The sequence below is a fragment of the Dietzia sp. NPDC055340 genome, assembly GCF_053645335.1.
This window is the reverse complement of record NZ_JBSHML010000003.1, coordinates 1-12190: the sequence shown is the minus strand read 5'-3', so window position 1 is coordinate 12190 and position 12190 is coordinate 1. Positions and strand designations below refer to the sequence as shown.

General features: G+C 71.2%; 14 protein-coding genes and 1 pseudogene. 5 read left to right on the top strand and 10 right to left on the bottom strand.

Features of this window, described 5'->3' with window-relative positions:
* Positions 1–29 precede the first annotated feature (29 nt).
* From tpx to ACWIFB_RS02320, 3 genes are all read right to left on the bottom strand, one after another.
* Entirely contained in the window at positions 30–527 is a 498-nt protein-coding gene (tpx, locus tag ACWIFB_RS02330; protein ID WP_452100765.1) for a thiol peroxidase, read from the bottom strand.
* Positions 528–553: 26 nt separating this feature from the next.
* Positions 554–1414 (bottom strand): adenylate/guanylate cyclase domain-containing protein, encoded by an 861-nt coding sequence (locus ACWIFB_RS02325; protein ID WP_454057155.1) that lies wholly within the window; start codon positions 1412–1414, stop codon positions 554–556.
* A 264-nt stretch (positions 1415–1678) separates the two neighbouring features.
* Entirely contained in the window at positions 1679–2236 is a 558-nt protein-coding gene (locus ACWIFB_RS02320) for a DNA-3-methyladenine glycosylase family protein (protein WP_452100767.1), read from the bottom strand.
* Between the two features lie 238 nt (positions 2237–2474).
* Here ACWIFB_RS02320 and ACWIFB_RS02315 point away from each other — a divergent pair, with 238 nt between their 5' ends.
* From ACWIFB_RS02315 to ACWIFB_RS02305, 3 genes are all read left to right on the top strand, one after another.
* Positions 2475–3107, top strand: coding sequence for a YdcF family protein (locus ACWIFB_RS02315; RefSeq protein WP_452100768.1), 633 nt, complete (start codon positions 2475–2477; stop codon positions 3105–3107).
* A gap of 80 nt (positions 3108–3187) precedes the next feature.
* Positions 3188–3796, top strand: a complete 609-nt coding sequence (locus ACWIFB_RS02310) for a DedA family protein (protein WP_454057154.1) — start codon at positions 3188–3190, stop codon at positions 3794–3796.
* A gap of 61 nt (positions 3797–3857) precedes the next feature.
* The gene (locus tag ACWIFB_RS02305) at positions 3858–4871 is read left to right on the top strand and encodes a pirin family protein (RefSeq protein ID WP_452100770.1); all 1014 of its coding nucleotides are present in this window, start codon (positions 3858–3860) and stop codon (positions 4869–4871) included.
* On the opposite strand, the gene ACWIFB_RS02300 is transcribed toward ACWIFB_RS02305, so the two are convergent.
* The 3 genes and pseudogenes from ACWIFB_RS02300 to ACWIFB_RS02290 all read right to left on the bottom strand — a co-directional run bounded on the left by ACWIFB_RS02300 (position 4868) and on the right by ACWIFB_RS02290 (position 7977).
* Positions 4868–5419, bottom strand: a complete 552-nt coding sequence (locus ACWIFB_RS02300) for a cysteine hydrolase family protein (RefSeq protein ID WP_454057329.1) — start codon at positions 5417–5419, stop codon at positions 4868–4870. The genes ACWIFB_RS02305 and ACWIFB_RS02300 overlap by 4 nt on opposite strands.
* Positions 5420–5443: 24 nt before the next feature.
* Positions 5444–6262 (bottom strand): annotated as a pseudogene (gene nadE / locus ACWIFB_RS02295) (ammonia-dependent NAD(+) synthetase); the annotation flags it as partial.
* 56 nt (positions 6263–6318) lie between these two features.
* Complete coding sequence (locus tag ACWIFB_RS02290; RefSeq protein WP_454057153.1) at positions 6319–7977, bottom strand: AMP-dependent synthetase/ligase; 1659 nt, start codon at positions 7975–7977, stop codon at positions 6319–6321.
* A gap of 164 nt (positions 7978–8141) precedes the next feature.
* Between ACWIFB_RS02290 and ACWIFB_RS02285 the strand changes: the two genes are divergently transcribed.
* Positions 8142–8894: a PAS domain S-box protein gene (locus ACWIFB_RS02285; RefSeq protein WP_454057152.1), complete on the top strand. Its 753-nt coding sequence runs from the start codon at positions 8142–8144 to the stop codon at positions 8892–8894.
* On the opposite strand, the gene ACWIFB_RS02280 is transcribed toward ACWIFB_RS02285, so the two are convergent.
* The 3 genes from ACWIFB_RS02280 to ACWIFB_RS02270 form a co-directional block, all read right to left on the bottom strand.
* Complete coding sequence (locus ACWIFB_RS02280) at positions 8860–9687, bottom strand: alpha/beta fold hydrolase (protein WP_454057151.1); 828 nt, start codon at positions 9685–9687, stop codon at positions 8860–8862. The two genes, ACWIFB_RS02285 and ACWIFB_RS02280, sit on opposite strands and share 35 nt — an antisense overlap.
* Entirely contained in the window at positions 9684–10235 is a 552-nt protein-coding gene (locus ACWIFB_RS02275) for a DUF2599 domain-containing protein (RefSeq protein WP_454057150.1), read from the bottom strand. The genes ACWIFB_RS02280 and ACWIFB_RS02275 overlap by 4 nt, the downstream gene beginning before the upstream one ends.
* 262 nt (positions 10236–10497) lie before the next feature.
* On the bottom strand, positions 10498–11061 hold the full coding sequence (locus ACWIFB_RS02270) for a DUF1697 domain-containing protein (RefSeq protein ID WP_454057149.1): 564 nt from the start codon (positions 11059–11061) through the stop codon (positions 10498–10500).
* Positions 11062–11110: 49 nt separating this feature from the next.
* Here ACWIFB_RS02270 and ACWIFB_RS02265 point away from each other — a divergent pair, with 49 nt between their 5' ends.
* On the top strand, positions 11111–11551 hold the full coding sequence (locus ACWIFB_RS02265) for an SRPBCC family protein (protein ID WP_230929149.1): 441 nt from the start codon (positions 11111–11113) through the stop codon (positions 11549–11551).
* Here ACWIFB_RS02265 and aroD read toward each other — a convergent pair.
* Positions 11552–12190, bottom strand: a 639-nt coding sequence (gene aroD / locus ACWIFB_RS02260; RefSeq protein WP_454057148.1) for a type I 3-dehydroquinate dehydratase, incomplete at its 5' end; no start/stop codon positions are given.

Here is a 12190-nt window from a genome sequence, read left to right as displayed (position 1 = left end):
GTGCAGGGGGCGGGCCGCGGTCGTGTGTGTCAGTTCAGGGCGGCGAGCGCGGCGTCGTAGTCCGGCTCGGTGGTGATCTCGTCGACGAGCTGGGTGTAGAGGACCTTGCCGGCGGCGTCGAGCACGACGACCGAGCGGGCGTTGAGGCCGGCCAGCGGGCCGTCGATCATCTTGACGCCGTAGTCGGTGGAGAAGGTGCTGCGGAAGGTCGAGCCCGTGGAGACGTTCTCGATGCCCTCGGCGGCGCAGAAGCGCGCGGCGGCGAACGGCAGGTCGGCGGACACGCAGACCACGGCGGTGTTCTCCAGGCCGGCGGCCTTCTCGTTGAAGGTGCGGACGGAGGTCGCGCACACGCCGGTGTCGACGCTCGGGAAGATGTTGAGCACGACCTTCTTGCCGGCCAGCGACTCGGAGGTGACGGCCGACAGGTCGGAGCCGACCAGGTCGAAGGCCGGCGCGGTCGAGCCGACGGCGGGAAGCTCGCCGGACGTGGAGACGGGGTTGCCCTTGAATGCGGTGGTTGCCATGAGTCCGTTCTACCGCACGGCGGGCCTCAGCGTCGGTGGGGAGTCGCCACGTGGACCACCACGTCGTCAGGCACTCCCTTGACCCCGCCGAGCCGAAACGTCCGCTTGGGGCGGGTCGCCACCCGCGCCGGATCCAGGCCCGCGCGCGTCGCCTCGCTGATGAGGATCTCTCCCGCTCCGGCCTTCTCGCCGAGGCGCGCGGCGATGTTGACGTCCATGCCCAGGTAGTCGTCGCCGATCCGCCGCGGATGCCCGGTGTGGACCCCCACCCGCAGCCGTGTCCGCCACCCGCCGACCTCGATCCGTCCCACACCCTCCAGACACGCGGCGACCGCGTCGAGCGCGAGCTGCGGGGACGGGAACACGGCCATCATCCCGTCGCCCAGCCGCTTGACCACGGCCCCGCGGTGCGCCACGACCTCGGGTTCGGTGGCGGCCGCGACCCGCCGCAGCAGCCGCAGGGCCTCCTCGTCGCCAGCGCGCATCGCCCAGTTCGAGAACCCCACCAGGTCGGTGAACACGATCGTCACCTCGTGCTCGCCGACCCCTCGGCCCGCCCGCTCCCGCAGCGCGTGCCACAGCTGCAGGCCGCCGAGCGTCACCTCGCGTGTGGCCGTGGGGCGTTCGTCGAACAGTCGGCCGGCGATCCGCGCGATAGTGCCGGCGCCGTCGCGTCCCGCCGCCGAGAGCGGGTCCCCGAATCCCGAGTCCCCCGGCAGCACCCGCCGGATCCGCCGGGCCATCTCGACCGACGTCGGGTGCCGGTTGGCGTCGTAGGCTCCCGTGGCCACCCGGGTCGCCGCCGCGCGCATGCGGGCCCAGCGCTCCGCCGGCAGTGCTGGCTGGTTCTCCGGCTCGGGCGTGGGCCCCTCGGCGGACGTGGTCATGGGACGAGACTAGGACGTGGACCGTCGGCGCGGGGCGCTCCCGGTCCTCACCTGGGATGCCCTGTGCGGGGTGAGCAGGGCACCGCAGGTCAGCGGGCTGCAGACGTCGGCAGGGACGCGAGCGCGAGGACAGGACAGTGGCAGAGCGAGAGGTTGTGTCCGGTATCCACTGAAAGGTCGTTCGGGCCTCTGACCTGGGGTGCCCTGGAGAGGGTGAGCAGGGCACTGCAGGTCAGGGGCCCTTCGCCGGCGGCGGGGTCTGCGTCAGGCCGGAGGGGCGGATTCCCCGGTCTGGTCCACCGCGCGCCACAGATACCAGGACGCGACCGACCGGTACGGCGCCCAGGCCTGTGCGTGCTCGGCCATCTGGGCGGGCGTGGCCTTGGCCTCGAGGCCCAGCACCCGTTCGAAGCCGCGGCGGACCCCCACATCGGCCAGGGGAAAGACGTCGGGTCTGTCCAGCAGGAAGATCAACTGCATCTCGGCGGTCCAGCGGCCTATCCCGCGGACGGCGGTCAGGGCGCTGATGACGTCGTCGTCGTCATATCCGCGAAGCACCTCGAGGGTGGGGATCCGTCCCGACCGGACCGCGTCGGCGAGGTCTCGAAGGGCAGCTACCTTCGGCCGCGAGATCCCGCACGCGCGCAGCTCCTCGTCGGACAGGGCGGCAACAAGGTCCGGGGCGAGGAGCGGGCGGGCACCGGTGGGGCTAGTGTGGCCTGTGGTGCTGGCGCGGTCGCGGAGGCGTCCGGCGATCGTCGCGGCGGCCTTGACCGACAGTTGCTGGGACAGGATCGACGACGCCAAACGGTCGAAAAGCATGTGGGTTCCCGCATCCGGGGGTGGGTTGAGGGTGCAGGGGCCGACAGAATCGATATGGGCGCTAAGCAGAAAATCTGCCCGACGGAGGTGTTGTACAGCCGTTACTTTGTCGTATCCTTCCGTCATGACGTGCACGTTACGCGCGCATTCGTGATCGATCCGAGTTTGAAGGTAACGCCTCGGCTGCCAGCGCCGATAACCGATGGGTCACAACTTTGCTTGGGAGAGGACCGAATTCGTGGGAAAGACACAAAAGCGTATCGCTGCAGTCGCCGCGACCGCGGCCATGGCGATGAGCTTGGGGGCCGGCACCGCCTCGGCCGGGTCGGCGGAGATGCCGTCGACCACCGCGTTGTACAACGGCGCCGTGATGCTGGGGTGCCAGGTCGTGGACCAGGCGCTACTGCCGTCGTGCGGCGATCTCGACAATTTCGGCACAGATGATCCCGCGGTGCTCACGATCAACCCGTTCACCACCGACATCGTCATCCTCGGCGCGGGCCTGAGCCCCGAGGGCCATATCCCGCCGATTCTCGAGGAGCGGCTGCGTACGGGCTTCCGGCTCGCCTCCCAGTACCCGACCTCGCGGATCATCGTCACCGGCGGCGTGCCGAAGAACGGTCTCACCGAGGCGCGCGCGATGGGCGACTGGCTGCGCGGTGCCGGCATCGCCCCGTGGCGCATCACCGAGGAGGGCAACTCCAACTCGACGGTGCAGAACGCCCAGTTCACCGACCAGATCTTCCGTGAGCGCGGCACCACCGGCGCCGTGGTGGTGACCAACGACTTCCACCTCAACCGGGCGGTCCTCAACTTCCGCCAGGCGGTCGACGGTCGTATCCCCGTCACCGGCGTGGTGGCGCGGGGCTGATACCCGTTCCCGGTTCCCCGTCGTCGGTCCTCGCGGCCGAGGGCGAACTCGGCGGCATCGCCGGCTGGGCCGTGGGCCTGATGGACGCGCTCGGTGGCCCGGGTGCGTCCATCATCGTGGGGCTGGAGAACGTCTTCCCGCCCATTCCCAGCGAGGTCATCCTCCCGCTGGCCGGGTTCAGCGCCGCGCAGGGGACCTTCACTCTCGCCGGGGCGATCTTCTGGACCACCCTCGGCTCGGTGCTCGGGGCGATCCTCGCCTATGCCCTGGGCTTCTGGCTCGGGGCCGACCGCGTGCGCGCGATCTTCGGGCGCGTCCCGCTGATGAAGGTCGAGGACTTCGACAAGGCCGAGGGATGGTTTCACCGGCACGGCGCCGCGTCGGTGTTCTTCGGTCGCATGGTGCCGGTGGTGCGCAGCCTCATCTCCATCCCGGCCGGGGTGGCACGCATGAATTTCCCGCTGTTCCTGGCGCTGACCCTCGCCGGCAGTCTGATCTGGAACTCGATCTTCGTGGTGGGTGGCTACCTGCTCGGTGGTCAGTGGCATCGGATCGAGGCGGTGGCCGGCTGGTTCTCCAACGCCGTGGTGGCGGCGATCGGCGTCCTGGTGGTGGCGTTCCTCGTGCGCCGGTGGCTGCAGGAGCGTGCGCAGGCCAGGCTGGAGTCTGACGGGCGGCCCGCGGAATAACACCGGCCCGCCGCCAGTTGGATGATGTGACAGCAAAATTGTCCCGCCATAGGAGGAGCCCATGTCCGCCATCCGTCAGGTCGTTCCGCTCGGGGCCCAGTGGCCGGGCATCGACCCGTTCCTGTTCACCGCCCACCACCGGGACGAGTTCCCTGCCGCCGACGGCACCACCATGCGTCCCGCCACTTCGCTCGAGGGGCGGTCGATCGGCCAGGACTTCTCCGGCAAGGACGGCTGGTCCATGTACCACGGAGACACCGTTCCGGGCTTCCCCCAGCATCCGCACCGCGGCTTCGAGACCGTCACCGTGGTGCTCGACGGCATCGTCGACCACTCCGACTCGCTCGGCGCCGCCGCGCGCTTCGGCCACGGCGACACCCAGTGGCTCACCGCCGGGGCCGGCATCTCCCATTCGGAGATGATGCCGCTGCTCAACGACGACGCCCCCAACCCGCTCGAGCTTTTCCAGATCTGGCTCAACCTCGCCCCCGAGGACAAGGCGGCCGAGCCGCACTTCGACATGTTCTGGGCCGAGGAGACCCCGATCGTCGTGCGCGGCGAGGAGGGCGCCGCCGCGCGGTTCCGCGTGATCGCCGGCGAACTCGACGGCGTACGCGCGCTCGACCCACCACCGAACTCGTGGGCCGCCCGCCCGGAGAACCACCTGGCCATCTGGATCGTCACTCTCGACCCCGGCGTGAGCACCGAGCTCCCCGCATTCGACGCCTCGGCCGGGCGGGTGCTCTACAACTACGGCGGCGGGGTCACCGTCGACGGGCAGGAGATCGGCTATGACGCCGCGGTCCTCGCACCGGAGCCGGTCACGGTGACCGCCGGAGACGACGGCGCCGCGTTCCTCATCCTCCAGGCACGGCCCATCGGCGCGCCCGTCGTCCAGCAGGGGCCGTTCGTCGGCAACACCCGCGAGGACATCATCGCCGCGATGGACGAGTACCGCGCCGGGGTGTTCGGGCAGTGGGACCTGCCGAGCAACGGACCGGTCCACCCGCACGGCCAGACGCGCTTCGCCCGCTACCCCGACGGCACGGAGAAGCGGCCGGCCGAGGCGAGTTAGTCCGGCCAGTCGCCGGTCCGGAGCAGCTCCAGGGCCGCCGACTGATCGATGATCGGTTGGCGCATCTGGTCCGACAGGAACTCCAGCAGCGCGGCGGACAGCGCGGCGTCATCCGAGGCGATGGCGTCGCGCGCCACCGCGATGTGGACGTTCTCCGCGAACCCGTCGATCGCGGTCTGTGCAACGCAGCTGTGCGTCGAGACCCCGCACAGCAGCAGGTGGTCCACCCCCAGCCGGGCCAACTCGGCGGCGAGCGAGGTCTTGAAGAACGCGCTGTCGCGGGTCTTGACCACCTCCACATGCCCGCCGGTGTCCAGACCGTCCAGGAATTGGGCCTGCTCCGTTCCCGGGAAAGCGAACCCCTCGTCGTCGTCGCACATGTTGAGGGTCCACGTGGAACCGTCACGGGCGTGCTCGGTCCGCACCAACACCACGGGCCGGCCGGCGCCGTGGGCGGCGGCGATGAGCTCGTTGACGCGCGCGACCAGCTCGTCGCGCACCTCCGCCAGGTCCGGGAACTCGAAATACGAGTTCTGCATGTCGATCACCGCGAGCGCCGTCGGCGGCCCGGGGCGCCACCACGTGTCGGACACCGAGACCGGCATGGTGCGCTTGTGGCGGCCCCGGTCCCACGCCGCCTCGATGCGCTCGGCCGCCGCGTCCGGGACGTCGCGGCCCTCGAGGTAGTCGTCGATGTCGTCGTAACTCAGGCCCAGCTCGTCCTCGTCGGTCTGCCCGACGTTCTCATCGAGCAGGTCGGCGGTGGGGACCTTGGCCCACAGCTGGCGCGGGGCGTCGAGGTGCCGGAGCAGCGCTCGGCACTGGCGCTTGTCCAGGCCGGACAGCGGCAGGACGTCCGCGGCGCCGTCGCCGAACTTGGTGAAGAACGCGGTGACGTTCTCCGCCGCGTGGTCCGCACCGATCACCAGCAGCCCCCGGTCCCCGGCCAGCGCGTACTGGGCGACCATCCGGTGGCGGGCCTTGGCGTTGCCCTTGGTGAAGTCCGTCAGCTCGGCGCCCGCGGCCCGGGCGATCTCGGTGTCGAGGGCGTCGACACCGGGCGCCACGTTGACGGTGAGCACCTCGTCGGCGCCGATGAACTCCACGGCGGCCGCCGCGTCGGCCTCGTCGTGCTGCACCTTGTAGGGCAGGCGCATCCCGACGAACCGCGCCTCGCCGCCGTCGGCGCGCACGCGCTCCACGGCCAGCTGCGCCAGGCGAGCGGCGAGGGTGGAGTCCACGCCGCCGGAGACGCCCAGCACATAGCCGCGGGCCCCACTCGCGTGCAGATAGTCGACCAGGAACCGGATCCGCCGCTCGACCTCGGCGGCCGGGTCGATCTCGGGCCGGACCCTCAGGGCATCGATGATCGTTCGCTGCTTCTCGCGCATGGCCCCATTGTGTGGATGCGCCGCGGCGGCGCGCCACCGGAGGCCGGAGGCCGCGCTCAGGCGAAGAGTTGCTCGATCTCCGCCGCGTAGAGATCGTCGACCACCCGGCGCCGCAGCTTCATCGTGGGCGTGAGCTCGTGCCCGGGGCGCCAGTCCTGCCGCAGCACCGTGTACTTCTTGATCTGCTCGACCCGCGACAGCGTGGCGTTGGCGCGATCGACCTGCGCCCGGATCGTCTCCTCGAGTTCCGGGTCGCCCGCCCGCTGCGGGTCCGCCACGATCAGGGCGACGTTGTAGGGACGCTGATCGCCGATCACGGCCACGTGGGAGATCGCGTTGCCCGCCGAGCGGATGGCCATCTCGATGTTGGCCGGGGACATGTTCTTGCCGGCCGCGTTGATGATCAGCTCCTTCTTGCGGTCGACGATCCACAGGTAGCCGTCCTCGTCGAGCCGGCCGATATCGCCCGTGTGGAGCCACCCGTCGCCGTCGATCGCCTCGGCGGTCTTCTCCGGCGCACCGCGGTACCCGCGCATGACCTGCGGGCCGCGCACCGCCACCTCGCCGTCCTCGGCGATCCGGACCTCGACGGTGTCGAGCGGTTTTCCGACGCTCCCGAGCTTGATGGCGTCCGGGGTGTTGGTGGCCACGCAGCACGAGACCTCGGACATCCCCAGCATCTCGCACAGCGGGAGACCGAGGGCGGTGAAGAACTCCAGCACGCCGCGAGGGGTCGGGGCCGCCCCGGTCACGACCCAGCGGGCCTCGTCGAGTCCGATCTTGGCCCGCAGCGCCTCGGCTACCTGCGGGTTCGCGACGGAGTCGGCCACCGCGTCACCCGGGTAGCCCGTCTCGAGCGCGGCCTTGAGCTTCTCCCACACCCGCGGGACGGCGCCGAACTGGGTCGGGCGCGTGGCCGCGAGCGCGGCCGGCAGCTCCGCCATGTCGGCCACGCACGTCACCGTGTTGGCGTAGGCCATGAAGCCGGAGTAGTGCGAGGTCCAGCGATCGGCCACGTGGGCCGCGGGCAGGAACGAGATCTGGCGCCCGTGTCCCGGCAGCGGGACCGCGGCATGGACCCCGCGAAGCTGCGTGAGCATGCCTTCGTGGGTGAGCTCGACGCCCTTCTGCGGTCCCGTGGTGCCGGAGGTGTAGATGAGCGTCAGCAGGTCGTCGGGGCGGATCGCCTCGGCGCAGGAGAAGTCGAAAGCGGTCTCCTCGGCGGCCAACTCGTCCAGCAGGTCGTCGTGGTCGTCCGGGTTCTCGTCCACCAGGACGAGCCGCTCCACCGCCGGGGCGGAGCCCCGTGCGGCCTCGAGGACCTCGACGAACGCCGACTCGGTCACGATGGTCTTCACACCGGCGTCCGCCAGGACGTAGGCGAGCTGATCCGGCGCCGACGTGTTGTAGAGACTGAACGGCACGGCGCCGAGCATCATCACGGCGGTGTCCACGAGGTGGAACTCCGGCCGGTTGCGCAGCATCAGGGCGACCGGCTCGCCCGGGGCCACACCCAGCTCGCGGAGCGTGCCGGCGATCGCCCCGACCCGCGCCCGGGCCTGTGCGTACGTGACCTCGGCTCCCGTCTCGTGGGAGCGGAGCGCGACCGCGCCCGGGTGGGCGGCGGCCGTCGCGAGGAACAGGTCGGCGAGGGTGCCCGACTCCGCCAGGCGGGTGGCGATCGCGGAGGCGGACGGGGTGGCGGTGGAGGTCACGGTGGCTTCCTGGGGCTCGTCGGGGTGGTCGCAGTGTCGGCTGGCTCACATTCTCGGCCACCGCGCGGGCGCGGTGACACCCCCGGAGGTCGTGGAAGAGCACCCGAACGGGTGCCGACCCCGGCGGGCCGGGCCGGACACGCACGCTGCCGTAGCCTGGGCTGATGCACGACGATCCGTCCCTCGACTACCGGGACCTCCTGGCCCGCCTGGCGGATGTCGTCTACGCCGTCGACACCGACGGCAGGTTCACCTACATCAACCCCGCCGGCGAGCGGATCTTCGGCTGGGACGTCGCGGATCTGATCGGCGAGCACTTCTCCAAGGTCATCGACCCCGACGCCCTCGCCGAGACGGTCGAACACTTCCGACTGGGGATGGCCAGCGCCGACCCGGGACGCTACTTCGAGACGCGGATCCTGCAGCCGGACGGCCAGCTCCGCGACCTGGAGATCCACGCCGGGAACATCTACCTCGACGGCCGGCTGGTCGGCCGGCAGGGCGTCGGCCGGGACATGACCGAGCTGCGGCGACTCCAGGCGAACCTGGCCACCAAGACCAGGCGCCTGGAACTCCTCGAGGAGCAGCAGCGCGCCGCGCTCGAGGTCTACCGGCGCCTCAACCTCATGGTCGGCCGCGCCGGCGGTGACCCGGGCCGGACGGAGCAGGCGCTCGACGCCGTGGAGAGCTCGCTCCAGCTCGAGACGGCGCGAGTGATGGGTCTGCAGGACGACCTGGAGATCATCGCGCTGATCGCCGACGGCTACTCCAACCAGGAGATCTCCGACCGGGTCCACCTGAGCGTGCACACGGTAAAGGACCGCGTCAGCCGCATCATCACCAGGCTCGGCGCCCGCAGCCGCGCCGCGGTGGCCACCCGCGCTACCGAGGCGGGGCTGCTCCGGTCTCGTCAGTGAGGCCCCCGATGAAGGCCGACACCGCCCGCGGCCACGCCTCGACCTCCACCGGGGAGCGCGCGACCTCGAGCCGTGCGTCGGGTAGCAGCCCCGCCAGCTCGGCGGCCACCTCCAGCGGGTGCGAGGCGTCGTCCGGCCAGGCCGGCAACAGGACCGGCATCGTCAGCCGCGCCACCTCGTCCCGCGACGGAAGATCGGAGGCCGCCGCGCCCCGGAACGCCGCTGGCAGCCACTCGTCCGCCACATCCGGCGGCAGGAACGGGCGGTCCGGGTCGATCGCCGGCGAGGTGGGCGGCCGGTGCGTCAGCTCCGCCCACCGGGCCACGCCCCACCGCGCCACCTGCCGCGCACCCAGTTCGTAGAGCTTCGACTGTTCCGCGCGCCACTCCCACGCGGTCGGCGTGATCCCCAGCGTGAGCGAGGCGAACCGCGCCGGCTCGGCCACGGCGGCCGTGAGCAGGGTCGCCGTCCCCATCGAGGTGCCCACCCCGTGCACCGCGCGGCCGGGGAAGACCTCGTCGAGCAGTCCCAGCAGGTCCCCGGCGAGCGCGGGCCACGTGTACGCGGCCGGATCGGGCGATCCGGGCGACCGGCCATGGCCGCGCGCGTCATAACGCAGGACGCGCAGTCCCTCCCGGCCCGCCGTGAGGTCCAGGCCCCGCAGTTCATCGCGGCGCCGACTCGAGGACAGTCCGTGCAGCTGCACCACCGGGGCCCCGTCGCCCCGGAGATCGCGGGCCAGGGCCGCCCCGTCCCCGCCGGCGCTGGTGTGCGTGGACCTCGTCGTCGTCATACCTCCGGCCCTCCCGGGTTGCAGCCCTCCAGCAGCATCACGTCAGCCGTCACGTCCGGCCGCCACGGTTCGAGGTTCCACGTGGGCTTGTCCGGCTCGAGCAGCCGCGCCCAGGTCCAGTGGCAGTCGAACTGCTCGCGCATGCCGGGGGTGTCGGCGTCGGGGGCCAGGCGCAGCACCTCGGCCCAGGCCGTGGCCGCGTCGGCGGGGCCGGTCGCCCGGAGCGCCGAGGGTGTCGGCGCCACGCGAAGGGTGACGCCGTAGTCGGAGTCGCCCCAGGTCGCCGACGCGACGAACGGCGGAGTGGCGGGGGCCGGTGCGGGCGACGAAGGACGTGGCGACGGGGTCGACGACGACAACGCCGTCGGCCCGGTCGACGGCGACCCGGTCGATGGCGAGGGCGAGGGCGAGGAGCTCGACGTGGCCGGGGTGTCCGACCCCACAGCCGTTTCCTCCTTCCCGGACGCGCCGGTCGAGCAGCCGACCGTGGTCAGGGTGGCCACCACGAATGCGGCGGCGAGGGATCGGCGGGCGTGGTGGTGGGGCATCGGAGGCAGTCTGCCACGGCGCCGGGGTTGCAAACGGGCACGCGTGCCTGGATCCTGTGACAATAGGAATGCGGTGCCTGCGGAACAGCCGCGCGCCGTCCTTGAATAGAAGGAGAGTGACCGATGCCCCAGTTCGACCTCACCCAGCTGCAGGCAATGTGGGACGGAATCTTCCCCGCCATCTTCGGCCCCCTGGCGGCCCTGGTCGACACCCTCGGCGCGTCCGTCGAGGCGCCCTGATCAGTCACTGACCGATCCGTCTCTAGCCCAGCGCGAGAATCTTGTGCAGGGTATTGAGGTTCCGCGTGGTGAGATGACGCGCGTACTCCCTGGCCGCGGTGACCTTCGCCGCCGTTGACGCCAACGAATCGCCACGGGACACCCGCCAGTACACGCAGCCCGGCCCGGCAGCCACGATTTCCGTGGTGCCGGGCCGGACTGCGTCCGTCATGTCGCGCAGGACTCGCGCGGTGACCTCCTCGGAGTCGGAGAACACCAGGTAGTCGTGGTGCTCGTCGAGCGTCTCGAACGGGTACGCGTCGACCGCTGCCGCGACGGCGTCGCGCGTGAGGACCTGAACCACCGCGTCGTAACCGAAGGCCGCGGAGTAGGCCGATTCGAGTGCCTGCCGCAGTTCGGCCGGGGAGCGCGGGTCGGTGACCACCACGTTTCCGCTGGCCAGCACGGTCGCGACGGCTGTGCAGCCGGCGTTCTCGGTCACGGCGCGGAGCTCGGCCATCGCTATCCGGTTGCCCTTGCCCACGTTGATCCCGCGCAGCAGTGCCACCGCGCGGTGTGTGCCCGAGTCCGTGTGCTGGTCCGCCATGTACTGATCCTCGCACCGTTGCGCGGGCGTGAGGGTAGCTTTACTGAGCATGGCAGTCTCAGTGCAATCAGTCATCACCATCGAGGCCGGTATCCCCGAGATCATGGAGGTCATGGCGGACGTCAGGTCCCTCGTCGACTGGTCGGACGCCCACCGTGCGGTGGAGGTCCGTGAGGAGGACGCGGACGGCTGGCCGATAGTCGTGTGGGAGAAGATCTCGCAGTACGGGGTCACCGACGAGATGGTCGTCAGGTACGAGTGGTACGACGGCGAGGTGAGCTGGTCGCTGATCGAGAGCGGTTCGCAGAAGCTGCAGAACGCGCGCTACCGGCTCACCGACAACGGCGACGGCACCACCGAGGTGATCTTCGACCTCGAGGTGGACCTGAAGATCAAGCTCCCCGGCATGGTGGTCAAGAAGGCGCAGAAGAGCATCGCCGACACGGCCACCAAGGGCCTGCGCACAGAGGTCCTGCGCCGCTACGGCTAGCTAGCGCCCGCGGTGCAGGAGGTCCAGCGCGGCCCGCACCCCGTCGGCGGGGAGCTGGCCCGGGGCCGATGCCGCGCCGACGGTGGCGAAGGTCGCCGCGGATCCAAACGCACCTCCGCTGATACGGGTGACCGCGCCGAGCGTGCCCATCGACATGGTGATGAGCGGGATCCGCGCCTGCCGGTAGCGGCGTTCGGTCGCGTCCAGGAGCGACACCACGTCGGCAGCCGAGCGCGGCATGACCGCGATCTTCGCCACGTCCGCCCCGGCAGTCTCCATGGCCTCGAGTCGGGCCACGATCACCTCGGTGGGGGGCGTGGCGTCGAAGTCGTGGTTGGAGGCCACGACCGGAACGCCGTGCCGGTGCGCCGCGGCGATAGCCCGGTCCGCCTGCGGGTGCCTGTACTCCACGTCCACAGCCGCGGCCAGGCCGGTGGCGGCCACGGCGTCGATCAGCGCGACGTAGGAGTCGGCGGCGATCTCGGCCGACCCGCCCTCGGCGGTGGTGCGGAACGTCGCGAGGATCGGGGTGTTCGGCAGGAGCCCCACCAGCCGCTCGAGCGCGGCGACTGCCTGCGCCGGATCGCCCCCGCCGCCGTCGGTGAACGGCGTGAAGAGGTCGACCCGCCACTCGGCGGC